The 23,133-nt window shown below is 58.4% G+C and carries 19 protein-coding genes; 14 read left to right on the forward strand and 5 right to left on the reverse strand.

Features of this window, described 5'->3' with window-relative positions; all coding sequences use genetic code 11:
- Positions 1 to 115 precede the first annotated feature (115 nt).
- Entirely contained in the window at positions 116 to 730 is a 615-nt protein-coding gene (locus FAES_RS00620) for an RNA polymerase sigma factor (protein WP_015329237.1), read from the forward strand.
- Here the strand turns inward: FAES_RS00620 and FAES_RS00625 are convergent, their stop codons facing one another.
- Positions 731 to 3,070 (reverse strand): glycoside hydrolase family 3 protein, encoded by a 2,340-nt coding sequence (locus tag FAES_RS00625; protein WP_015329238.1) that lies wholly within the window; start codon positions 3,068 to 3,070, stop codon positions 731 to 733. It abuts the gene before it with no gap.
- Positions 3,071 to 3,231: 161 nt separating this feature from the next.
- Between FAES_RS00625 and FAES_RS00630 the strand changes: the two genes are divergently transcribed.
- The 11 genes from FAES_RS00630 (at position 3,232) to FAES_RS00680 (ending at position 16,970) form a co-directional block, all read left to right on the forward strand.
- The gene (locus FAES_RS00630; protein WP_015329239.1) at positions 3,232 to 3,528 is read left to right on the forward strand and encodes an antibiotic biosynthesis monooxygenase family protein; all 297 of its coding nucleotides are present in this window, start codon (positions 3,232 to 3,234) and stop codon (positions 3,526 to 3,528) included.
- Positions 3,529 to 3,643: 115 nt separating this feature from the next.
- Positions 3,644 to 4,438 carry a hypothetical protein gene (locus FAES_RS00635; RefSeq protein ID WP_015329240.1) on the forward strand — a complete coding sequence of 265 codons (795 nt, stop codon included), beginning with the start codon at positions 3,644 to 3,646 and terminating at the stop codon, positions 4,436 to 4,438.
- Positions 4,439 to 4,476: 38 nt separating this feature from the next.
- Positions 4,477 to 5,049 carry a Crp/Fnr family transcriptional regulator gene (locus FAES_RS00640; protein ID WP_015329241.1) on the forward strand — a complete coding sequence of 191 codons (573 nt, stop codon included), beginning with the start codon at positions 4,477 to 4,479 and terminating at the stop codon, positions 5,047 to 5,049.
- A 72-nt stretch (positions 5,050 to 5,121) separates the two neighbouring features.
- Complete coding sequence (locus FAES_RS00645) at positions 5,122 to 5,574, forward strand: DoxX family protein (protein ID WP_015329242.1); 453 nt, start codon at positions 5,122 to 5,124, stop codon at positions 5,572 to 5,574.
- A 59-nt stretch (positions 5,575 to 5,633) separates the two neighbouring features.
- A complete protein-coding gene (locus tag FAES_RS00650) occupies positions 5,634 to 7,226 on the forward strand; it encodes a M81 family metallopeptidase (protein WP_041257312.1) in 1,593 nt (530 codons plus the stop codon).
- A gap of 118 nt (positions 7,227 to 7,344) precedes the next feature.
- Positions 7,345 to 8,319, forward strand: coding sequence for an NAD(P)-dependent alcohol dehydrogenase (locus FAES_RS00655; RefSeq protein WP_015329244.1), 975 nt, complete (start codon positions 7,345 to 7,347; stop codon positions 8,317 to 8,319).
- Between the two features lie 307 nt (positions 8,320 to 8,626).
- Positions 8,627 to 9,097 carry a MarR family winged helix-turn-helix transcriptional regulator gene (locus FAES_RS00660; protein ID WP_015329245.1) on the forward strand — a complete coding sequence of 157 codons (471 nt, stop codon included), beginning with the start codon at positions 8,627 to 8,629 and terminating at the stop codon, positions 9,095 to 9,097.
- A gap of 56 nt (positions 9,098 to 9,153) precedes the next feature.
- Entirely contained in the window at positions 9,154 to 10,521 is a 1,368-nt protein-coding gene (locus FAES_RS00665) for a TolC family protein (protein WP_015329246.1), read from the forward strand.
- 105 nt (positions 10,522 to 10,626) lie between these two features.
- Positions 10,627 to 11,682 (forward strand): efflux RND transporter periplasmic adaptor subunit, encoded by a 1,056-nt coding sequence (locus FAES_RS00670; RefSeq protein WP_015329247.1) that lies wholly within the window; start codon positions 10,627 to 10,629, stop codon positions 11,680 to 11,682.
- A gap of 130 nt (positions 11,683 to 11,812) precedes the next feature.
- Positions 11,813 to 14,944 (forward strand): efflux RND transporter permease subunit, encoded by a 3,132-nt coding sequence (locus FAES_RS00675; RefSeq protein WP_015329248.1) that lies wholly within the window; start codon positions 11,813 to 11,815, stop codon positions 14,942 to 14,944.
- A gap of 127 nt (positions 14,945 to 15,071) precedes the next feature.
- Positions 15,072 to 16,970: an AAA domain-containing protein gene (locus FAES_RS00680; protein ID WP_015329249.1), complete on the forward strand. Its 1,899-nt coding sequence runs from the start codon at positions 15,072 to 15,074 to the stop codon at positions 16,968 to 16,970.
- 182 nt (positions 16,971 to 17,152) lie between these two features.
- On the opposite strand, the gene FAES_RS00685 is transcribed toward FAES_RS00680, so the two are convergent.
- The 3 genes from FAES_RS00685 to FAES_RS00695 all read right to left on the reverse strand — a co-directional run bounded on the left by FAES_RS00685 (position 17,153) and on the right by FAES_RS00695 (position 19,626).
- A complete protein-coding gene (locus FAES_RS00685) occupies positions 17,153 to 17,815 on the reverse strand; it encodes a TetR/AcrR family transcriptional regulator (protein ID WP_015329250.1) in 663 nt (220 codons plus the stop codon).
- Positions 17,816 to 17,846: 31 nt separating this feature from the next.
- Positions 17,847 to 18,611, reverse strand: coding sequence for an SDR family NAD(P)-dependent oxidoreductase (locus tag FAES_RS00690; protein ID WP_015329251.1), 765 nt, complete (start codon positions 18,609 to 18,611; stop codon positions 17,847 to 17,849).
- Positions 18,612 to 18,720: 109 nt separating this feature from the next.
- Positions 18,721 to 19,626, reverse strand: a complete 906-nt coding sequence (locus FAES_RS00695; RefSeq protein WP_015329252.1) for a helix-turn-helix domain-containing protein — start codon at positions 19,624 to 19,626, stop codon at positions 18,721 to 18,723.
- 207 nt (positions 19,627 to 19,833) lie between these two features.
- Between FAES_RS00695 and FAES_RS29405 the strand changes: the two genes are divergently transcribed.
- Positions 19,834 to 20,010: a DUF1059 domain-containing protein gene (locus FAES_RS29405; protein WP_015329253.1), complete on the forward strand. Its 177-nt coding sequence runs from the start codon at positions 19,834 to 19,836 to the stop codon at positions 20,008 to 20,010.
- A gap of 73 nt (positions 20,011 to 20,083) precedes the next feature.
- On the opposite strand, the gene FAES_RS00700 is transcribed toward FAES_RS29405, so the two are convergent.
- Positions 20,084 to 21,409 (reverse strand): PQQ-dependent sugar dehydrogenase, encoded by a 1,326-nt coding sequence (locus tag FAES_RS00700; protein ID WP_015329254.1) that lies wholly within the window; start codon positions 21,407 to 21,409, stop codon positions 20,084 to 20,086.
- A gap of 236 nt (positions 21,410 to 21,645) precedes the next feature.
- Between FAES_RS00700 and FAES_RS00705 the strand changes: the two genes are divergently transcribed.
- Complete coding sequence (locus FAES_RS00705; protein ID WP_041257314.1) at positions 21,646 to 23,058, forward strand: Gfo/Idh/MocA family protein; 1,413 nt, start codon at positions 21,646 to 21,648, stop codon at positions 23,056 to 23,058.
- Positions 23,059 to 23,133 lie beyond the last annotated feature (75 nt).

Below are 23,133 nucleotides of genomic sequence, written 5' to 3' on the forward strand. Positions count from 1 at the left end.
TGATTGTAAATTAGTCGAACGGAATGGCCGAATTGGGCGCAGGGCCGCCTGTTTTAGGTCCGCTTAGCCAGAATTTTACTTATTAGTTTACACCAATAGCAGGAACGGGGCACTTGTGGAGCTAAACCAGCGACTTCTCGACGAAAACGAATTTCTTCTGACGCTCTGGCATAAGACACAGGCCGGCGATAAGGATGCGTTTTGTCAGCTGGCCGACGCCCAATACCGGTCGCTGTTCACCTACGCCACCAATTTCACCGACGACCGGGAGTTTATTAAAGATGCCATTCAGGAGGTGTTTATTCGCATCTGGGAGCGCCGCACCACGCTGACGATTCAGGTGGTGGCGATGTACCTGTTCAAATCACTGCGGAATCAGTTGCTGGCCGAACACCGGCGGCCCGTGCGGATGCTGTCGTCGCTGGCGACGCCCGAAGTGACCGAGTTGACCGACTGGCAAACCGCCGAAACCCACATTGAACAGCACGAAGCCGACTCTGAAAGTGAGCAGCGCGTGCGGCAGGCGATTCATAGGCTACCCAAACGGCAGCAGGAAGTGATTTTCCTGAAGTTTTACAAAGGGCTGGAAAACGAACAGATTGCCGACTTGATGGAGATCAACCGGCAATCTGTCGCGAATCTGTTATTTCGGGCGCTTGGTTCGCTTAAGAGCCAGATGGCGATCTGCACCACCTGGCTGGTCCTGTTGCTAATCCATGGCGATGTGTAGTTATTTCAAACTCAACGCCGTGCGTTTGTAGCGCGCAGTACGGGCATCGTTGATGACGCCTTTCCAGTTCAGACCAAAGCCAAAATCGTAGGTATGGCCTTCGCTGTCGACGTAGGGAGTCATGTCGCGGGGTACGTCCTCGGCCTGCGCTTCTACCGTCTTCATGTCGGCGGGCATCTGGAAGGGCAGCAGGGCCGAGGGTTCGGCGGTGCCCGTCAGCAGGTCCATCAGCACCTGATCCTGCACGCCGAAACTCACGAGCAGCGCGTTGGCCTGTTTCTCAAACTCGCTCACCACCGCCGGGTTCGAGGCGTTCATGGCCACGATCACCGGCTTGCCTTTCATCTTGGCGTAGGCCTCCGTGATCATGGTCAGATCGGTCGCGTTGATCGTTTTGGTCGATTTGCCGTTGTAGGTTCGGTTCGTGAATTTTTCCAGTGGGTCGCCCCCGGCGATGCTTGGGTCGCGGGTGCCCTGCGCCGTGTAGGGACCATATTGCAGGCTGATAGGTACGTAGCCCGTGCCGCCCGCTTTGGCCTCGTCGCTGTCGTAGCCGCCTCCTGAGTTCGGGCTACGAACAAACACTAGCGCGTAATCGGCCTCGTCGGGGTTGTCGGTTACGGCAAAGTACCGCTTCACGATGTTGATGTTGACGGGGTAATCCAGCTTTTCGGGGGTGGCCATGCCCAGAAAGTTGCGCCCCGCCGGGGTGAACTGCTTAGGTACGTATACCGTCTTCTGCTTCGTCAGCGGCAGCACATTGCCTTTGTTCTTCAGCATTACCACCGACTGCAACTGCGCCTGATAGCCCGCCTGCATAAACTCGGCCTTCCCAACGACGGCTTTGGTCTGCGCGGGATCGAGGTAGGGATTTTCGAACAGCCCCGTCCGGAAGATGTTCGTCAGCAACCGCACCGCTGATTGCTCGAACCGGGCACGCATGGCTTTTTCGCCCAGTTCCTTCACACCCATCTGGTAGGCTTCGAGCACCGGCGCGGCGTCGTTGTTCCCCCCAAACTGATCGACGCCCGCTTTCAGGATTTTATAGTGCCGTTCGGCCACCGTTAGCTTTTCGACACCCCACGATTTCCCCGTCAGAAACACATCGACGGCGGTTTCGTTGGCGGTGATGTTCCAGTCGGTGCAGACCACGCCATCATACTTGTACTTCCCCCGCAGCAGATCGCCGATGATGTAGCGGTTATAGCTGTTGCCGACGTTCTCGCCGTTCTTCTTGTCCTGATTCGTCGAAATCGTGTAATACGGCATGACCGACGCCACCGTACCAGTCTTGCCTTTCAGTTTGAACGCCCCGTTGATGAACGGCAGAAAGTGCGACTCGAAATTGTTGCCGGGGTAAACGGCGTATTTGCCGTAGCCATAGTGGGCATCGCGCCCGCCCTCGCCCGAGCCGCCGCCCGGCCAGTGTTTTACCATCGCGTTCACGCTGCCGTAACCCCAGCCGCCGTTGATCTCGGCCTTCCCCGTCGAGGTCTGAAAGCCATCAATGTAAGCGCGGGTCAGGTCGGTGACCAGCAGCGGGTCTTCGCCGAAAGTGCCGCTAAATCGGTACCAGCGCGGGTCGGTGCTCAGATCGACCTGCGGCGACAGGGCCGTGGCGATGCCCAACGCCCGGTATTCAGCGGCGGCAATCCGGCCAAACTGCTCCGCCAGATCGGGGTTGAACGAGGCGGCCATGCCCAGCGAGCCGGGCCACATCGAGATGGTGCCGCCCGCCCCGGCGTTGTACTCGGCATCGGCCCGGGTGCCGTGGCGCGGATCGGAGCTGTTGTTGGCCGGAATGCCGAGCCCCAGGCTTTCGCACAGCGCCTGCACGTTGTTGTTCCAGCGGGCGGCAATTTCCGGGCTCTGCACCGAGGTAACCAGCACGTGCCGCACATTGTCTTTCGTCAAGAACTCTTTCTGCTGATCCGACAGGTCGGCGGCATCAGCCCCGCTCTGGGCAAACACCTTCCCGCCATACGTACCGGCAAATGGCCCACCCGGTGCTGCCGGAATAGGCTGGTGACGGCTGTAGAGCATCAGGCCGGCAATCTGCGCGACCGACAGTTGGCTCGCCAGGTTTTTGGCCCGCGTGGCTACGGGCAGTCGCCAGTCTTCGTAGGGATCGAGTCGTCCATTGCGGTTCAGGTCTTTAAAGGCAAAGCCTTTGTTGGTGAGTAATTTCACGCCCGACGTAGTCGAGTATCCCAGCGTCTGGCCGCCTTTATTGACGACCGTTACGCGCGTGTCGGCTTTGGTTTCGGTCCAGTTTTGCGCCAATACGCTTGTGGTGGTGGCAAATCCACACAGCCAAGCGGTTAATAGCTTCTGTTTCATAGACCAAAAAGTGCGGGTAATGATGGGTTTTACTCAAGCAGCGATTTCGTGTCGTATCGATTCGTTTGTTGCCCGTCAATAAAGTATAAATTAGGGCCGTGAGGAGGTAACTGAATGCCGCCCGCGCTGTCTTTCTAGTTTATTACTAACCCATACGCACTATGTACGCTCGCATTGTTCAGGTACCCCTTCAGCCGGGGGCTGCCGAGAAAGCCACTACTTATTTTCGGGATACGGTGGGTCCCGCGCTGAAGCAGCAGACCGGTTTTTTAAACAGTCGGTTTCTGGTCAACACCGACACGAACCGTTGCCTGATGGTGACACTCTGGGAATCGGCGGAAACCCGAACCGCCGCAGAAACCAGTGGTTTCCTGCAAAATGTACTGCAGCACATGAAGCCCTTCTTCGCCGGGCTGCCAACGGTCGACTACTATGACGTAGCCGTGCAGGTCGCCTGATTAGCGCCGGCCCGGCGTTGGTGCGGTGCAACCGATTTCTTCGACGCACGCCCAAACGCCGGGCCTGAACAGTAAAAGCCGGGGCAGGCGGGATTTGCCTATAAACACAAGCATCATGTCCCGTCGGCCAGCCAGTTTTCAATTCCTTCTCTTTTTTGTTCTGATTGCCGCCTCCGTTTCGGCGCAGGTACGTTCGGGTGGTAAAACCTACACGTACCTGATCTACCACAAACTGGCACCGGGTATGACCATCCAGAACGCGATGCCGGTGGAGCGGGAGTGGAAGGCCATCAACCAGGCGGCGGTGGATGAGGGCAAGCTCATCGGCTGGCACATGATGGTGAAGCAGTTCAGTTCGAACCCCAACCCCGCCGAATACGACTACGTCACCTGCATTGTCTCGCCCACGATGGGCATGGGCGGCGCCTCACCAGCCGCCATGGCCAAACTGTACGGCGACAGTGTGCAGGTACGTATGGCCGACCTGAACCGCCGTGACCGGCTCACGGCCCCGGTGGTCCGGATCGACATCTGGGAAAACCTCGACGCCCTCTACGGCCCCGATTTCAGCCCCGGCAAAACCCAGACGGTGGTGGTCGATTTTCTGAAGCTGCGCGACCCGCTAGCCGATTGGCCCGGTACGTTGGCCAGCCTGAAACAAACGGGCAGCACGCTCATTGACCAGAAACAGGCGGGTGGCTGGAGTTTCTCGGCCCTGAAAGTACCGGCAGGCAGCGAGAAAGGCTACGGGTTTGCCCTGACCCGGCCCGTTACCAGTTTAAACGTGCTGGCCGACCCCACCGACCCCAAACTCGCCGCCGCCCAAAAGCAGCTGAATCGCCTGTTTGAGGTGGTGCGGCAGGAAGTGTACCGCTTCGAGTTGTTTACGACCCGGCCCGCCGCCAAATAAGTCGCCCTCTTTTCAACGCCACGCCCCTTACCGAACCGATGACGCACTACGACCAACTCCGCCAGCGGTTCACCGAACTGATTCCCCTCACCGACGCCCAATGGCTCCGGTTTCTGACCATGGTGGAGCCGGTTATCTGCGCCAAAAACGCCTTCCTGACCGAAGCGGGGCAGGTGGAACAGTACATTTATTACCTCGCCGAGGGCATGGCGCGAGTATCGCTCAACAACGACGGGAAGGACGTGTCGGTCGATTTTGTCTTCAGCAACGATTTTACGTCGGCGTATTCGTCGTTTCTGACGGGGCAGCCTAGTCAGTTCAACATTCAGGCGCTGACCGACCTGCACGCGCTACGCTTTAGCCGGGCCAATCTGCTGCGCTTTTACGACGAATCGCACGCGGCCGAGCGCATTGGCCGGTTGATTGCCGAGCAGGCTTTTTTACGGAAAACCAGCCGCGAAGTCGCCTTCCTGACCAGCACGGCCAAGCAGCGGTACAACCAACTGCTGGCGCAAAACCCCCGGCTGGTTCAGCAGATTTCCGTAAAGCATCTGTCGTCATACCTCGGCATCGAGCCCGAAAGCCTGAGCCGTATCCGGCGCACCATCTGATTTGCTAACAAATGTTAGCCGTGCGGCACCCGGCGACGCAGACCTTTGCAGCCTGGCAAAACAGATCAGGTTATGGCTTTTTTTGGTGGATTGGTGGCTATCGCCGCACTGTTGTACGGCATCGGATGGATGCTTTCACTCGATTACCTGCGGCTCGTTCGGCACGATATGCTGCTGGGGGCGGCGGTGATGTTTTCGCTGATTGGGGTCAGCCATTTTCGTAAACCCGACCTGATGCAGTACATGATTCCTAAAGGGCTGCCCGCCCCGCGGCGGCTGGTGTATTTGTCGGGCCTGGCGGAAATAGTGTTGGGGCTGGGGCTGCTGATTCCGGCCACGCGCACGGCGTCGGCCTGGGGGTTGATTGGGCTGCTGATCGCAATTTTTCCGGCCAACATCAACGTGGCGGTCAACAACCTGCCGCCACCGGGAGGCCTGCCCGCTAAACCGTGGTACATCTGGTCGCGGCTGCTGTTTCAACCCCTCTATATCGCCTGGATCTGGTACGCCGCCCTGGCCCCGTAACTGGCCCAGATCCGCCCCTTACGGGTTGCCTGCGTTGCCGAATGCCGTACCTTGTTGGCATGAAGCAGCTTCTTCTCGGCCTCACACTCGCCCTTGGCCAACCGGCCTTTTCCCAACCCGACGCCGAAACGTCTTCTCCGGGCGTCGCTACGCCGGGCGGCGCTTTGCCCCGCATCGCCATTGCGGGGCTGGGCATCGAATCCAGCACGTTTTCGCCCGCCGTCACGCTCGAACCGGCTTTTCATGCCCGCTACAGTGGCGAAGTCTTCAGCGCCTACCCGTTTATGATGGGCGCGGCTCCGCTGCGGAAACAGGCGCGGTGGTTCCCGACGGTGGTGGGCAAGTCGCTGCCGGGGGGTATCGTGGCGCGGGACGCCTACGAGTCGCTGGTCGGGAAGATGCTTGATTCGCTCAAAAAATACGCGCCTTACGACGGCCTGTATTTCGATATTCACGGGGCCATGAGCGTGCAGGGGCTCGACGACCCCGAAGGTGATCTGATCACGCGCATCCGGCAGGTGGTGGGCACCAAAACCCTCATCTCCACCTCGATGGACCTGCACGGCAACGTCTCGGAGCGGCTCGCGCACCATACCGATCTGATGACCTGCTACCGGATGGCCCCGCACGAAGACGCCATGCAGACCAAAGAGCGGGCCGTAACGAACCTGATGAACCGGCTCAAAAGCGGCAAAGGCAAACCCGCCTACAAAGCGCTCATCAACGTACCCATTCTGCTGCCGGGCGAAAAAACGAGTACGCGCATCGAGCCGGGCAAGAGCCTGTATCAGCAGGTGACGCCCCTCGCCGATCAGCAGCCGGGCGTGGTCGACGCGAGCATCTGGATTGGCTACGCCTGGGCCGACGAACCCCGCAACCACGCGGCCGTGATGGTCGTGGGCGACGATCGGGCGAAGGTGACGCAAACCGCCGAGAAACTGGCCCGTGACTTCTGGGCGGTACGCAATCAGTTCGATTTTGTAGCGCCCACCGGTACGTTAGACGACGTGCTGACCAAGGCCATTGCCAGCCCCAAGCACCCGTTTTACATCAGCGACACGGGCGACAACCCCACGGCGGGCGGCGCGGGCGACGTTACCTGGACGATTACGGAGATTCTGAAACGGCCCGAGTTCAAAAAGGCCGATGGCCCCACGCTCCTCTACGCCTCGATCCCCGACCCTGAATTTGTGAAAAAAGCTATCGCGGCGGGCGTTGGCGGGCAGGTGGACGGGACGGCCGGTGCCATTGTCGACCACCGGTTTGCGCCGCCCGTACCCCTGAAAGGCACCGTAACGGCCATTGTCCGCGGCGATAAGGATGCCGAGGTGGAAGTGGTGGTGAACGTGGGCAGCGCCCACGTGATCGTGACACAGAAGCGCAAGCCCTACCACGAAGAAAAAGACTTTGTGCGGCTGGGCCTCAATCCGCGCACCGCCGACATCGTGGTGGTGAAGATCGGCTACCTGCAACCCGAACTCTACGACATGCAGAAAGACTGGATCATGGCCCTCACGCCCGGCGGTGTGGATCAGGATTTGTTCCGGTTACCCTACAAGCGCATCCAACGCCCGATGTTTCCGTTCGACAAAGGGATGAAAACGCCCGATCTGTCGGCGAAGTTGATCCCGCTGGCTGATGCGACGAAATAGCCCTGTCGACCATCAGGTACGTACATAAACCGGGCTGGGTACGTTGCCTGCGCCGCTGATCGCTCACCCGGCCCCGTGCTAACTGACAAAACCCTTTGCAGGTCGAGTCGTTTACAGGATGGAGCGTTACTTAACCCGGCTCCACGTCAACGGCATGAAGGCAGCAATCATCAACCAGTATGGCAGCAGCCAGGAATTACAGATTCAGGACGTACCCAAGCCTGAGGTCGACACCCACGACGTACTCATCCGGGTACAGGCCGCCGCCATCAACCCGGTCGATACCAAGGTGCGCGACGGGTCGATGAAACTGCTGCTCTTTGGCTCGTTTCCGAAAATACTGGGGGCCGACTGCGCCGGTGTGGTGGAAGCCGTCGGGCTGATGGTGACCGACCTGCAACCCGGCGACCGCGTGGTGGCGTCGGTTGGCCCGACGGGTGGGGCCTACGCCGAGTACGTGTCGGCAAACGAGAAGTTTGTGGCCAAACTGCCCGACAGCATCGAGTTTGCGCAGGCGGCGGCCATGCCCGTAGCGGCTGGCACAGCGTTGCAGGGCATGCGTGACAAAGGGCATCTGCGCCCTAATGATCGCGTGCTCATTAACGGAGCGTCGGGCGGGGTAGGTACGTATGCCGTGCAACTGGCTAAAGGGATGGGCGCATATGTCACGGCGGTTTGTAGCGCCGACAACGCCGCGCTGGTCAGGCAACTGGGTGCCGACGTAGTGATCGACTACAAAACGACCGATTTCACCAAATTGCCCGAGCAGTACGAACTCGTATTTGATGCGGTGGGGAAAAGTTCGTTCGATGCCTGCCGCGCCATCCTTACCGACGAAGGTACCTACGTAACCACCATTCCGTCGCCGAAGCAGTTGGTGGAGCAGGTCGTGACGATCTTCACGAAGCAGAAAGCCGAGTCGATCCTGTTTTCGTTTACGCGGGAAGACATGAACTGGTTGCTGAAACAGGCTGCCGAAGGCAAACTCCGGTCCGTGATCGACAAGACCTATCCCCTGTCGCAAGTGGCACAGGCCCACGACTACAGCGAAACCGGCCGGGCTAAAGGCAAGCTGGTGCTACTGATGGATTAGCCAGCAAAACAATCAGGTACGGCCCCGCTTGCCCAAGCGCCATCGCCATACTCACCGCCCCTCGGCCTTTTTTTGTCATCCCGACGACAGGAGGGATCCTAAAGCATCTTTGTTTGTGAGTTGAGGTGCCTCAAGATCCCTCCTATCGTCGGGATGACAGAAATGCATACTAACCGAGCTTAACCAAGCAGTACCGACAGCCAACGTCTACCTGATTCACCAATCTTATCCAAAACATTGATTTTTGCACAAAAAACTTTTCGATTAATCTATTGGTTGATATAGCAACCATCTTTACATTTGCCGCATGATTGACTCGACTACGCTTCAGGCAAAGTTTACAGAACGCATGGGTTCTCAATCGATATTCATGATCAGCCATGTTGGGCACCTTATGGCGAAAAAGGCCAATCGGGAACTGACACGGCTGGGCTTTACCATTCAGATCGAGCAGTTTCCGGTGTTGTTTGTCACTTACTTTGCTGGCGACGAACTGCTCTCGCAGCAGGACATTGCCAACATGTTACAGAAAGACAAATCGGGCATACAACGCTCCATTCGCACACTGGAACGCGATGGCTACCTACGAGTCGTTTCCGACAGCATCGACCGGCGCAAGAACCTGATCCGGCTGACGCCCGCGGGTAAGATGATTATCGAGCAGGCGATCCAGACGACCGAGATGCTGGATCAGCAGATTATGAGCCAGTTGTCGGAGGCCGAACGGGACGCGTTTCTGGCTACTACCCGCAAGATTATAGCCCTGATTGATAGCTAACTTTTTTTACCTCATTAGTTGATATATCTACTGTAGACACATCAACGTTTGGATTTATGAAACGATTAATTGCACTTAGTTTAGGTCTGGCGCTGTGGCTTCCGGTTGATGGGCAAGCGCAGACCACGCAGCCCGCTTCGCCGCAGTCAGTGCCCACAGGTGGCTTCCGGCTGAAGGACTGCATCGATTACGGATTGAAGAATTTTGGTCGGGTGCGCATTGCGCAGTATCAGGTCGAGACGGCCGATCAGCAGGCGCGGCAGGCGCTGGGGCAGTATCTGCCACAAGTCAGCGCGACCGGGTCGACGATCGACAACCTGAAGCTCCAGCAGAGCGTGGTGCCGGCGGGTGTATTCGGGCCTGAGCCGCGGGTGTTCATCATTGGCCAGAAATACCAGACCAACCTCACTGCCCAGCTGTCGCAGACCATCTTCGACCGCTCGCTGCTGATCGGCATCAAAGCCAACAAGCCCAATCAGGAGTTGGCCGCGCTGAACACGCGTCAGACGCAGGAAGACGTGATTTACAACATCGCCAGCAATTACTACCAGGTGTTTGTGGCCCAGCAGCAGATTGCCCTCCTGCGCGACAACCTGCAACGTACCCAGCAGGTGCTGAACATCCTGAAACTCCAGCGCGACAACGGTGTGATTCAGCCAGTCGACTACACGCGGACGGAGGTCAGCTACAACAGCACGCAGTCGCAACTGACACTGGCCGAAAACGACCTAAACCTGGCCCTGAACCGGCTCAAATACCAGATGGGCATGTCGCAGGAGCAGAACCTGACGCTATCCGATTCGACGCTGCTCACGCAACTGCCCTCGATCGAGCAGGAACCCTTCGACCCCAAACGGCTGGTTTCTTTTCAGCAGGCCGAAACCAATCTCACCCTGCAACAGCTTCAGTACCAACGCATCAAGGCGGGCTACTTGCCCACGCTGAGCTTCACGGGCAACTACGGTACGCTGAACCTCGGCGCGCAGACCATCGACAAGCTGTTCACCAATTTCGTTGGGTTCGGCAGCATCGGCCTGCGCCTGAACATCCCCATTTTCGACGGGTTTCAGCGCGACTCGCAGCTGAAGCAGCAGCGCCTAACCGTGTTGACACAGCAGGAACAGCAAAAACTGAACACAGCCGGTTATCAGCTTCAGTTCAGCAGCGCGCAGTCGCAGATTCAGCGCGCGCAGACCAGCCTGCAAAACGACGAACGCAACGTGAAACTGGCGCAGGAGGTCTACAACATCACGACGCTGCAATACAAGCAGGGCACCAAACTGCTCACCGACCTGATCAACGCCGATAACTCGTATCGGGAGGCCCGCACCAACTACATCAATTCACTCATCAATCTCTATCAGGCCCGCCTTGACCTCGAGCAATCGAAGGGCAGTCTGCTGGGTTTTTATAATCAACTTTAAAAAGGGTCATTCCTGGTCGTTTATGGTCATTGGTTGTCGTTCATTGTTTCCTACAAATGACAACCAATGACCAGGAATGACGGCGAAGCCAAATGACTAGTTACTATGAAAAAGACCACAATAACGATTCTGGTTGCTACGCTGGCTATCATCTCCCTGATTGGTTTTCGGCTGGCTTCCAACAAAAAGAAGATCGACGAGCAGAAGAAGCCCGTCGTGGCGACTAACGTGGCGATCCCCGTCACGGTGGCACCAGCCGTGGAAGGCACCGTCAGTCAGCAGCTGGTGAAAACGGGTAACCTCATCCCGTTCAAGGAAGCCGATCTGATCGCGACAACGGCAGGTAAGGTGGCGAAGGTCAATTTCAACCTCGGTTCGAGCGTCCGGGCGGGGGCCACGCTGGTGCAGCTCGACAACCGGCTGAAAGAACTGTCGCTGGAAGCCACGCAGCTCTCCATCGACCGGCTGAAGAAAGACGTGACGCGCTACAATACGCTGCTGGCCGGTAACGCCACCACAGAATTGCAGGTGAACGATACGAAGTACAATTACGAGAACGCGCTGAACCAGGCCGAGCAGATCAAAAAGCAGATTGCCGACGCCAACGTGAAAGCGCCCATCAGCGGGCAGATCGTGCAGAAAGACATCGAACCCGGCGAATACATCACCGTGGGGAAAGTGCTGGGCCGGGTGCTCGACGTGAACCGCCTGAAAGTGCAGGTGCCCGTCAACGAAAGCGACGTGTATCGGCTCCGGAACGGGCAGCCGGTGAAAGTAACCACTGACGTGTTCGCCGGACGGACTTTCAGCGGCCGGATTTCGTACATCGCGCCGCAGGGCTCCGACGAGCACAACTACCCGGTTGAGATCACCATCGACAACGCCAATGGCCTGAAAGCAGGTACGTTCGTCAACGTCGATTTCTCGCAGAAATCCAACCAGAAGGCGCTTCAGATTCCGCGCGCGGCCCTAGTCGAAAGCATCAAGAACCCCTACGTGTATGTCGTTACGGGCAACACCGTGGCGCGCCGCACCATCACGGTCGGCCGCGACTTCGGCGATACCATCGAGGTATTGAGCGGTTTGAACACAGGCGATCAGGTGGTCACGACCGGCCAGTTGAACCTCAGCGACGGCAAACCCGTGCAGATCACGAAATAAAAAAACGTCATTTGCTTCGCGTCATTAAGTGGTCATTCATAGTCATTTGTTGTAAAAAACGACCAATGACGCCGTAGGCAAATGACTACGACTGACAGCGAAGCGTAATGACCATTTCCTTCTTCTCCCCATGTCTATATCCGAAATAGCCGTCAAACGGCCGCTGCTGGTGACGACCATCTTCACCGTGCTGATTCTGTTCGGTGTGCTGAGTTACCAGCAGTTGTCCTACAACCTGCTGCCCAAGTTCGAGGCCAACGTCATCAGCGTGGCGACCGTGTACCGGGGTGCCTCGGCCGACGAAGTAGAGACCAACGTGACCAAGCGGATCGAAGATGCGCTATCGGCACTGGAAGGCCTCGACCGCATGACCTCGACCTCGCAGGAAGGCGTATCGAGCGTGATTATCCAGCTGAAAAACGGCGTGAACACCACGCTGGCGCAGCAGGATGCCCAACGCAAGATTGAGCAGATTCTGAACCTGCTCCCCGACGGTGCCGACCGGCCCATCCTGAACAAATTCTCGACCGACGAAATCCCGGTGTTGCGGATGGGCGTTACGGCCAACGTGTCGCCCACGGCCCTGTATGACCTGATCAACAACAACATCAAGCCGCAACTCTCCAACGTATCGGGGGTGGGGCAGGTAAACATCATCGGCGGCAACGAGCGGCAGATTCAGGTAAACGTCAACACTGAGAAACTGCGCGGCTACGGCGTGTCGATCGGGCAGGTGTCGCAGGCCATCAACGCGGCCAACGCCAGCTACCCCGCCGGACAACTGGAAACGCGGCAGTCGCAGTACTCGATCCGGTTCGATGCGTCGGTGCAGACCGTCAACCGCCTGCGCGATCTGATTATCGCTAACCGGACCGACGGCTCACAGGTATTGCTGAAAGACGTGGCCGAAGTGGTCGACGCCAGCACGAAGCCGACGGCCATCAACCACATCAACGCCCGCCCGTCGATCGGTTTGCAGATCCAGAAACAGTCCGATGCCAACGCCGTGGCGGTGAGTCAGCAGGCGCAGGTGAAGATTACGCAGCTGGAAAAACAATACAGCAACATCGGCCTGAAGTTCAACATCGCTTCCGACCAGTCGATCTACACGCTGGCGTCGGCCGATGCGGTGGTGTTCGATATGGGCCTCGCCATCCTGATCGTATCGGTGGTAATGCTGCTCTTCCTGCACAGCTTCCGGTCGGCCATGTTCGTGCTTGTGGCGCTGCCGTCGTCGATGATCCCGACGTTTGCTCTGATGTACCTGATGGGTTTCTCGCTGAACCTGATGACGCTCATGGCCCTGTCGCTGGTCGTAGGTATTCTGGTCGATGACTCGATTGTGGTGTTGGAAAACATCAACCGCCACCTCGAAATGGGGAAAGACAAGCGCACGGCGGCCCTCGACGGTCGGAGTGAGATCGGCTTCACGGCCCTCGCGATTACGCTGGTCGACGTAGTGGTGTTTGTGCCGCTGGCCATGACGGGCGGTTTGATCGGGAATATCCTGCGCGAGTTTGCCCTCGTGGTTGTGTTCTCGACACTGATGAGCTTACTCGTGTCGTTCACGCTGACGCCCCTGCTGGCGTCGCGCTTTGGCAAGGTCGAAGTGCTGAATCCCAACACGCTCTGGGGCAAGCTGAACCTCGGTTTCGAGAATATGCTGAACCGCCTGACCGAGGCTTATGGCCGAATTCTGGTCTGGGTGCTGGGGCACAAGCGGTACATCTTCCTGGCCGTGCTGGCCCTGCTCATCGGGTCGATTTACCTGGTGCCGGCGGGCTTCATTGGTGCGGCCTTCATGCCGCAGAGCGATCAGGGCGAAATGAACGTGCAGATTGAACTCTCGCCAACGGCCTCGATCTACCAGACCAATGCCGTAGCGCAACGGGCGGAGGGGATCATCATGAAACACCCCGAAGTGACCAACGTCTTCAGCAATATTGGCTACAGCAGCACCGGGCTGGGTACGTCGGCAAACAGTAACCTGGCCGACATCAACGTGAAGCTGGTCGATAAGAAACAGCGGAAACTGTCGACGGAAGCCTTTGGCCAGATGCTGAAAAACGAAGTGAGCCAGATTCCGGGCGTCCGGGTGACGGTGGCACCGGTGGGTATCGTGGGGGCGTCGCAGGCACCGATCATGATTGCCGTGAAAGGAACCAACCTCGCCGACATTCGGAAGGCGGCCGCGCTGGTGAAACAGGTAACGGCGTCGGTGCCCGGCACGCAGGACGTGAAGTATTCGGTGAAAGACCCGAAACCGGAAGTAACGGTTAACCTCGACCGCGATAAGATGGCCCAATTGGGCATCAGTGCAGCGGAGGTCGGGCAGGCGCTGCAAAACGCCTTCCGGGGTAACGATCTGTCGAAGTTCAAGCAGAACGGCAACGAATACGACATTCTGGTGAGCCTCGATCAGTTCGACCGCACGCAGGCCTCCGACGTGTCGCGCCTGACGTTTGTGAACAATCAGGGCAAAACGTTCGAGCTGTCGCAATTTGCTACCGTGCAGGAGCAGGTGGGCGAAAGTGTCCTCGAGCGCATCGACCGGCTGTCGTCGATCACGATCAACGCGCAGGTAGTCGGTCGCCCGGTGGGTACGGTCGGGGCCGATATTCAGGCCAAAATGGCGAAAGAAAATCTGCCCGAAGGCGTGTCGATCCAATACCTGGGTCAGTTGCAACAACAGTCTGATGCCTTTGGTAGCCTTGGGCTGGCGCTGGGCATCGCCATTCTGCTGGTGTATTTCATCATGGTGGCGCTCTACGAAAGCGTGGTCTATCCGTTCGTCGTGCTCTTCTCCATCCCGGTGGCGCTGATCGGAGCCCTGCTGGCACTGGCCCTGACGATGGAAAGCCTGACGGTGTTCGCCATCGTGGGGATGATCATGCTGCTGGGTCTGGTGGCGAAAAACGCCATCCTGATTGTCGACTTTGCCAACCAGTTAAAGGCCGAAGGGCACGAGGTAGTCGACGCGCTTATCGAGGCGGGGAAGGAACGCCTGCGCCCCATCCTGATGACCACGCTGGCCATGATTCTGGGGATGTTGCCCATCGCCCTGGCCAGCGGGGCCAGCGCCGAAACTAAGAACGGCATGGCGTGGGTCATCATTGGCGGCCTGAGTTCGTCGTTGTTGCTGACGCTGCTGGTGGTTCCGTCGATGTACCTGGTTGTCGACCGACTGATTGCCCGCTTCACGAAGAAAAAAGTGATTCCGCAAAAGCCGCAGGATCTGGAAGTCGCCAAGGCGATCAGCTAGGTACGTTGGTTACGCGTGTTCTGTAGGGCGGTTGCGGTTGCCTGGCGTTGGCCGGGTAACCGCAACCGCCCTCTTTTTTATAAAGGCTTATTGGGCACAAGCGCGCCCTAAATGGGGTTCTTTGCGTATGACTTATTTTGATGAGCAGCTCGCCCTACTGAAGCGCGAACGGCAGGAAGACCAGGATCAGTACCAGCAACTGACCCAGACGACCTCCGTAGCCGAGCGGCGGGCCAATGGCCTCACCTGGTACCCCATCGCTATCCGGGGCTCTGAGCTGGGCCGCGGCGACTACCTGACCGTCGAGGTCGAACGCCCTTCCCACCAGGATATTCCGCATCGGTTTCGGTTTGGTATGCCCGCCGTGCTGTTCAGTAATTACAACCCCAAAACCGACCGCGTCGAAGGCACCGTGTCGCACCAGAGCGGCAACCGGCTCAAGCTCACCCTGCGGGTCGATGAGCTACCCGACTGGTCGCGCGATGGCAAGCTGGGCGTCGAAGTCCTGTTCGATGACAACAGCTACGACGAGATGGAAGCCGCCCTTAAAACGGCGAATACGCTGAGCCAAAAGCCCGGTCATCCTCTCATCCCGATTCTGACGGGCGAGCAGGTGCCCACGTTCAACGCACAGACGCCCGCGCCGGTGTTGCCCCAACTGAACCCCAGTCAGGTAGCGGCGGTGCACAAAATTTTGTCGGCCAACGAGCTGGCGATCGTCCACGGCCCGCCGGGTACGGGCAAGACCACCACGCTGATTCAGGCCATCAAGGCGCTGATCAAACAGGACAGGCAGAAACTGCTGGTGGTAGCACCCAGCAACACGGCGGTTGACCTCCTGAGTGAAAAGCTACACGACGAAGGGCTGAACGTGCTCCGGATCGGCAATCCGGCGCGCGTGTCGGAACGGCTGATGGCGCTCACGCTGGACCACAAGGTGAGTACGCACCCGCACATGAACGCGGCCAAAAAGCTGAAGAAGCAGGCCAACGAATTCCGGACGATGGCGCACAAGTACAAGCGCAATTTTGGTAAAGCTGAACGCGAGCAGCGCAAAGCCCTGTTCGACGAGGCCCACCGGCTGCTGAAAGACGTGGGGCAGGCCGAACAATACGTAATCGACGACCTGATTGCCAACGCGCAGGTAGTCACGGCCACGCTCGTTGGGGCCAACAACTACACCGTTCGCGACCTGACCTACCACACCGTCGTGATCGACGAAGCCGGGCAGGCGCTCGAACCCGCCTGCTGGATTCCCATCCTGAAAGCGCAGAAAGTGGTGCTGGCCGGTGACCACTGCCAGTTGCCGCCTACCATCAAATCGGCCGAAGCAGCCCGCAATGGCCTCGGCACGACCTTGCTGGAGAAATGCGTGGCCCTCCACCCCGAGGCGGTGACGCTCCTCAACGAGCAGTACCGCATGCATGAGCACATCATGGGGTATTCGTCGCAGGTCTTCTACGACAACCAGGTGAAGGCTCACCCGTCGGTAGCCCGCCACGCGCTGTTCGCCGACGATACGGCGCTGGCGTTTGTCGATACGGCGGGTTGTGGTTTCGACGAAAAACTGGACGGCACCAGCTCGACCAATCCCGACGAAGCCGCCCTGCTTATCCGTCACCTGACCCAGTTGGTCGGCGACCTGAGCCAACGCTATAGCCTGGGTACGTTCCCGACGATCGCCGTGATCTCGCCCTACAAGCAGCAGATCAATGTACTGACCGAACAGCTCAAAAACAGCCCGGAACTACAGCCATACAGCGGCCACATTTCGGTAAACACGATCGACAGTTTTCAGGGGCAGGAGCGCGACATCGTGTATATATCGCTGGTCCGCAGCAACACCGAAGGCGACATCGGCTTTTTGTCGGATATCCGGCGCATGAACGTGGCCATGACCCGCGCCCGCAAAAAACTGGTGATCTTCGGCGACAGCGCCACGCTGGCGAGCCTGCCGTTCTACTCCGATTTCATCACCTACGCCGAAGCGCTGGGTACGTATCAGAGCGCTTGGGAATGGATGTAAAAATCTACCCCACCCCCAACCCCTCCCCTTAAACAAGGGGAGGGGCTTATGCTGTCGCTGATATCAGCAACTAATACAAACTCGACAGGAGTAAGCGCCTCTTCTAAAAAAGTAGGGGCTTTGGCTATAACCAAGACTGACGCTAATACAAACCTGATGCAAGCAAAAGCCCCTCCCCTTGTTTAAGGGGAGGGGTTGGGGTGGGGTGCCGGGGGTACATAGCCTTCATACACACGCAATCCCTCCTGGGTAAGCAGGCCGCGGATGAACAGGTGTTTAATCACCTGCTCGTCGCCCTTGCTGGGTACGTCGCACTGGCTTTGTTCGGCCCAGAGCCAGGCCAATACGGTCAGGTTCAGGTCTGGGCGGTACAGGCCCTGCTCGATGCCAGCCTGCAGATTCGCCACCAGAATGGTATTGATGTACGCCCGTTTGCCTTCCTGAAAGAGCGCCCAGGCCGCCGGGTAATGGCGTTCGATGTCGAGAAACAGGCTGGGGTTTACCGTCTGCTTGTAGTGAATCAGCCGGTCCCAGATTTGCAGCGCCCCGACAATGGCGTTGGCCGCCTGCTGCTGAATCGCACTGGCTTCGTGCAGACTTTCGCCCAGTTGGGCGTCCAGCATCTGCCGCACCAGTTCTTCTTTGTTTTCGAAGTACTGATACAGCGTCTTTTTGGAAATACCCAATTGGTGGGTGACGTCTTCCAGCCGGACGGTCTTCACGCCGTAATGGTTGAACAACTGCCGGGCTCCTGCGATAATCTGCTCTTTCATTAGGGGGTAAACCGCCAGAACGACCAGATGGCTACGCAACTTTGCGAACGTACCTGGGGCAACGGCTGTCATTGGGAAAATCCAGCCGTTGCCCCAGCCCACTTTACAGGTTCATGCCGCCCGATACCTCGATGCGCTGGGCGTTGATCCAGCGGGCATCGTCGGTGCAGAGGAACGCCACCACGCCGCCAATGTCGTCGGGCAGGCCCACGCGGCCCAACGCCGTAATACTCGCGATGTGGCGGTTGACGTCGGGGTTGTCGCGCACTACGCCACCACTAAAGTCGGTTTCGATGGCCCCCGGCGCTACTACGTTCACCGTAATGCCACGCGGCCCCAGCTCCTTCGCCATGTATAACGTGAGGGTTTCGACAGCGCCCTTCAGCGACCCGTATACCGCCCGGCCGGGTGAGGTAAACCGGGCCAGCCCCGACGAAATGTTGATGATGCGCCCGCCGTCGTTGAGCAGCGGCAGTAGTTGCTCGGTCAGAAACAGCACGCCCTTGAAATGAATGTTCACCAGTTGGTCGAACTCCGCTTCGTTGGTCTGGCCGATGGGCGAGTTGCCGCCAATGCCGGCGTTATTGACCAGGAAATCGAACCGGTCGGCGGCAAACGTGTTGCCCAGAACGGCCGTCAGTTGCTGGCTGAAGGGCTCAAAGCTGCTCACAGCACCCGTATCCAGTTGCAGGGCCGCGGCTTTCTGGCCGAGCTGCTCAATCTGCGCAACCACCGCTTCGGCTTCACCTTGCTGGCTGTGGTAGGTCAGCACCACGTCGAATCCTTTTTTGGCGATGGCAAGCGCCATGTTTTTGCCCAAACCCCGGCTTCCGCCCGTTATCAGGGCAATCTTCTTTTTCGCGTCCATGTCTGTGTTGATTAGGTCAGTGTGACAAACTAAAACTGACCCCACAAAGGTCGGGCGACCGATCAACGGGGACGTTGCGAAGAACAATCGATTCGTTGCAAAAATCAAATCAGTTGCGAAACGCGACGGGCGACAGCGCCGTTTGCTTGCGGAAGAAATTGGAAAAATGGGCCACTTCTTCAAACCCCAGGCTGTAGCTGATTTCGGAGATGGTCCAGTCGGTTTGGCGCAGCAGGATTTTGGCCTCCTGCACGAGCCGCCCGCTGATGAGGTCGGTGGTCGTTTTGCCCGTGTGCTCCTTCAGGACTTTGTTGAGGTGGTTGACGTGCACGGCGAGTTGCCGGGCGTAGTCGTTGGCCGTACGCAAGCGAATGCGCTGCCCCGGCGATTCGATCGGGAATTGCCGCTCGAGCAGTTCGATAAAGAGCGACGAAATCCGGGCCGAGGCCGTATGCGTGGGGTAGAGCGAGGTGGCCGGTTGCAACTTCTGCCCGAAGTGAATGAGTTCAAGCACGTAATTCCGCAGCAGATCGTATTTATAGGCATAGTCCGACGCCAACTCTTTGTGCATCTTGTTGAAAATGTAGCGCAGGTCGTCGGCTTCGTCGTCGGTTAGCTGGAAAATCGGCACGGTCCCGGGCTGGAACAGCGGCAGGTCGTCGAGCACGACGCCGCTTTTGGTCGACACCAGAAAGTCGTCGGTAAAGACGCAGAATGACCCGGCCTGCTGTTCGTCGAGCGGGACGTAGTGATACGGGATTTTGGGCGTGGCAAAGAGCAGCGCGTTTCGCTCAATCTCGATCACCTTGTCGGCGTATTCGGCCTTGTTGCGCCCGCTGATCAGGCTGATTTTGTAGTAGGCCCGCCGGTCGTAGGGCATCACGCCTTTCTTGGACCGGATCGCCATCAGATCGGCAATGCGGAACACGTTGAAATGCCCGATTTCTCGGTTGATCTCCACTGGCACAACTGCCGATATGTCCTGATAAAAGTCGGCCAATGATTTACCCGTCATCGCTTTTCGTTGTAAAATTCAAAGATACGACCGAACTGATCGGATTGGGCAACGCGCTCACCGATTGACACCTACCGTTTACTCACCTCACGGCCATACACAGAAGATTAGTAGTCAGCGTATCCGGTTTTTACTATCGTTACGTCTGCTTAACCATACTGATCGTCTTACCGCCAGCTTTCCATCTTGTTTAACCCGATATACGCCATGAAAACCCTGAAATGCAGCGATGTGGGCTTCGATTGTCCCGCCCAGATTCATGCTGAAACCGACGAAGAGGTGCTCACTCAGGCTGCCGAGCACGCCAGTTCCGTACACGGTGTCACCGTGACGCCCGAGATGGCCGAAGGCATCAAAACCCTGATTCGGGAAGAGCCCGCCTAACGCTGGGTACGTTCCCACGCAAAAGGCCCGCTGTGACGCGGGCCTTTTGCATTCGTGGCTGATGCCAGGTACGTTACCGCTTCTGCGCCGCCGTCGGTTTGCGGGTGGGGCGTTGGGCCTGGTAGCTAATCTTGAAGATGGTGCCGTTCAGGTCGTCGGTCACGTAGAGCGAACCGTCGGGGCCTTGCGCGAGGCCACAGGGCCGGTGTTGCACGGGGCCGGTGGGCTTGACCAGGTCCGTACCGGCGAAATTGTCGGCAAAGATTTCCCAGGGGCCCGAGGGCTTCCCGTTTTTAAACGGCACAAACCCGACCAGATACCCTTTGTGCATCGCCTGCGACTGCCCGTGGAAGGCAATAAATGCGCCGTTGCGGTACCGCTCTGGGAAGGCCGTCCCGGTGTAAAACAACAGACCGTTGGGCCCCATGTGCGCCGGAAACGCCGCCACCGGGTCGATGATTTTCCCCGTAGCCGCCTTCTTGCCGTCACCACCGTATTCCGGGGCCATTATTTTCTTCTTCTGGATATGGTCGTAATAGCTGTAGGGCCAGCCGGCATCATCGCCCTGGTGCAATTCGTACATAGTTTCGGCGGGGAGTTCGGCGCTTTGCTGCGGCGTGTAGTACTGCGGGTAGAAATCGTCGAAGGCGCCCCGGCCGTGTTGCATCACAAACAGGCTGTTGGTTTTGGGGTTCCAGTCGAGGCCGACCACGTTTTTGAGGCCGGTCGCAAACCGCACGCCACTGGCAAACGTCTGATTGGGCACGTTGGCGTTGAAGCGCCAGATGCCCGCCGCTGAGTCGAGCAGGGCGCAGGGCATCTGCCCCTTGCCGCTGTTGGGTTCCCGGCAGCGGTCGTTGTCCGACGCGATGTTGACGTAGATATTGCCCGCATTGTCGAGCGCGATGGACTTCGACTTGTCGCGCTCTTTCTCGCGCAGGCCCGACACCAGTTTCTCCGGGCTGTCGGGGTTCGTCACCTCGTCGCGCTCGTTTAGTTTGTACCGGAAAATGCTGTTGTTCGAAGACGTGTAGAGGTAGCCGTCTTTCAGGAAAATGCCCGTACCGGGGTAATCGCCGAAGCCCGTTTTCTCGTCGGTAACACCATCGTTGTTGGTGTCGCGCAGGCGGTAGATGCCTTTGCCCTCCTGTAGTTTACCCAGCTTCACGTAGATGTCGCCGGTTTTGCTCACGACCAGATGGCGCGGGGCGCTCAGCCCGTCGGCCACGATCGACGCCGCAAAGCCCGTTGGCATTTTGAGGTCGGTGGGCAAAATGGCCCGTTTGATCACGCGGGGTGGTTTGGCGGGCGGAGTGGCCAGCGCAACCGGTGCGGTGCAGTAGCTCGCCAGCGCAAAGAGCGATAGGGTGAGGCTAGAGGAGCGTAGGGTTTTGTTCATGAGGAGGCGGCGAGCGGTGAAAACAACGGCTCAATCCCCCAGACAAAGGCAGCACCGGGCACCGACTTACCCACAAACGGCGTAAGTCGCTGCGGGAAGGGTAAGCCAGTTGCCACACAAGCAACATACGCATGCGCCAGCCTCGGGCTATTTCCTCTTCACAGCGGGCCACCCAAACAGATTTTGACGTCAGGTTCGCGCCAATTGGTTGTATCGGCAGACTAACCATACATGCTATGTCTCCGCTCAACGTACCTGGCGACGGGCAGCCACAACCGACTGGCCCCCAAGCGCCTTTGATGAACCGAAAAGGATTTTTGCAGGTAGCCAGTGGTGCCGTGGCCGTGGGGGCTGTGGGTAGCCTGATGGCGTCCTGCCAGACGCAGGGGCAAACGCCCTCTTACCCCGTTCCGACCTCCGGCACTTACAAAACCCCGACGGGGCAACAGGTGCCTACCTCGCCGCCCTATTCGCCACCGGCCACAGTACCGGGCGAAGCCGACAAACCCATCGAGCTGGAAGCCTGGAAATCGGACGCCGACCGGAAATCGGCCCCGGTGCCCACGCCCCTCCCGGCCGACCAACGGGTGGGCTACGCCCTGGTGGGGCTGGGCCACCTGACGCTGGAAGAGATTCTGCCCGCCTTTGGGCAATGCAAGAAGTCGAAGCCGGTTGCGCTGGTGAGCGGTAGCCCCGAGAAGCTACAGAAAGTGGCGAAGCAGTACGGCATCAAACCGACCAGTTGCTACAGCTACGCCGACTACGACAAGCTGAAAGACAACTCCGAGGTGCAGGTGATCTACATTGTGCTGCCCAACTCCATGCATGCTGAGTTTACGATCCGGGGCGCGCAGGCGGGCAAGCACATCCTCTGCGAAAAGCCGATGGCCAATTCGTCGGCCGAGTGCCAGGCGATGATCGACGCCTGCAAAAAAGCCAACCGCAAACTGATGGTGGCCTACCGCATACACTACGAGCCCTACAACCGCTACGTGCGCGAGCAGCTTCAGAAAAACGAGTATGGCAAGCCTAAGTTCGTGGATGCGTTCAACTGCCAGTCGTCGGCCAATCCGCAGCACTGGCGGCACATCAAGGCGCTGGCGGGCGGTGGTGCCTTGCCCGACATTGGCTTGTATTGCCTCAATACGACCCGCTTTATTCTGGGCGAGGAGCCGACCGAAGTGTTTGCCTACACGCAGAGCGACCCCAACAATCCGCTGTTTAAGGAGGTAGAAGAGGTGTGCTCGTGGCAGATGAAATTTCCGAGTGGCGTCATCGCCAACTGCGCCACCCACTACAACGTGCACGACTCACGCCAGTACCGGGTCATGACCGAGCGCGGCTGGTATGAGCTGACCAACGCCTACGCCTACGAAGGTCAGAAACTGACGACGTCGCGGGCCGACGGCGCCATTGTGCGGCAGGAAAACGTCAGCATTACGCCCAAAAACCAGTTTGCCACCGAGATCGACTACTTCTCGGAATGCGTCAGCGACGATAAAGCGCCGTACTCGACGGGTGAAGAGGGCTTGCAGGATCAGCGCATCATGGAAGCCATCTACCAGTCGGCGCGGGAAGGGCGGCCGGTTAAGCTGCCAGCCATTGACAAAAAAGATGCGTTTCGGGGGCCGGAACCCAACTTACAGTGACAACTTGCGGTGAGTGTTCATCATGGATAGGTGGGTTGCCGGTTGAACCCACCTATCCATGATGAACACTCACCG

The sequence above is a fragment of the Fibrella aestuarina BUZ 2 genome (assembly GCF_000331105.1).
Lineage (GTDB): Bacteria > Bacteroidota > Bacteroidia > Cytophagales > Spirosomataceae > Fibrella > Fibrella aestuarina.

Excerpts from the sequence above, each read along its gene's own strand:
- FAES_RS00630 (WP_015329239.1), top strand. The coding sequence starts at position 3,232 with ATGTACGCTCGCATTGTTCAGGTACCCCTTCAGCCGGGGGCTGCCGAG.
- FAES_RS00700 (WP_015329254.1), bottom strand. The coding sequence starts at position 21,409 with ATGAACAAAACCCTACGCTCCTCTAGCCTCACCCTATCGCTCTTTGCG.
- FAES_RS00690 (WP_015329251.1), bottom strand. The coding sequence starts at position 18,611 with ATGGACGCGAAAAAGAAGATTGCCCTGATAACGGGCGGAAGCCGGGGT.
- FAES_RS00680 (WP_015329249.1), top strand. The coding sequence starts at position 15,072 with ATGACTTATTTTGATGAGCAGCTCGCCCTACTGAAGCGCGAACGGCAG.
- FAES_RS00650 (WP_041257312.1), top strand. The coding sequence starts at position 5,634 with ATGAAGCAGCTTCTTCTCGGCCTCACACTCGCCCTTGGCCAACCGGCC.
- FAES_RS00705 (WP_041257314.1), top strand. The coding sequence starts at position 21,646 with ATGTCTCCGCTCAACGTACCTGGCGACGGGCAGCCACAACCGACTGGC.
- FAES_RS00660 (WP_015329245.1), top strand. The coding sequence starts at position 8,627 with ATGATTGACTCGACTACGCTTCAGGCAAAGTTTACAGAACGCATGGGT.
- FAES_RS00670 (WP_015329247.1), top strand. The coding sequence starts at position 10,627 with ATGAAAAAGACCACAATAACGATTCTGGTTGCTACGCTGGCTATCATC.
- FAES_RS00640 (WP_015329241.1), top strand. The coding sequence starts at position 4,477 with ATGACGCACTACGACCAACTCCGCCAGCGGTTCACCGAACTGATTCCC.
- FAES_RS00635 (WP_015329240.1), top strand. The coding sequence starts at position 3,644 with ATGTCCCGTCGGCCAGCCAGTTTTCAATTCCTTCTCTTTTTTGTTCTG.
- FAES_RS00675 (WP_015329248.1), top strand. The coding sequence starts at position 11,813 with ATGTCTATATCCGAAATAGCCGTCAAACGGCCGCTGCTGGTGACGACC.
- FAES_RS00655 (WP_015329244.1), top strand. The coding sequence starts at position 7,345 with ATGGAGCGTTACTTAACCCGGCTCCACGTCAACGGCATGAAGGCAGCA.
- FAES_RS00685 (WP_015329250.1), bottom strand. The coding sequence starts at position 17,815 with ATGACAGCCGTTGCCCCAGGTACGTTCGCAAAGTTGCGTAGCCATCTG.
- FAES_RS00645 (WP_015329242.1), top strand. The coding sequence starts at position 5,122 with ATGGCTTTTTTTGGTGGATTGGTGGCTATCGCCGCACTGTTGTACGGC.
- FAES_RS00695 (WP_015329252.1), bottom strand. The coding sequence starts at position 19,626 with ATGACGGGTAAATCATTGGCCGACTTTTATCAGGACATATCGGCAGTT.
- FAES_RS00625 (WP_015329238.1), bottom strand. The coding sequence starts at position 3,070 with ATGAAACAGAAGCTATTAACCGCTTGGCTGTGTGGATTTGCCACCACC.
- FAES_RS00665 (WP_015329246.1), top strand. The coding sequence starts at position 9,154 with ATGAAACGATTAATTGCACTTAGTTTAGGTCTGGCGCTGTGGCTTCCG.
- FAES_RS29405 (WP_015329253.1), top strand. The coding sequence starts at position 19,834 with ATGAAAACCCTGAAATGCAGCGATGTGGGCTTCGATTGTCCCGCCCAG.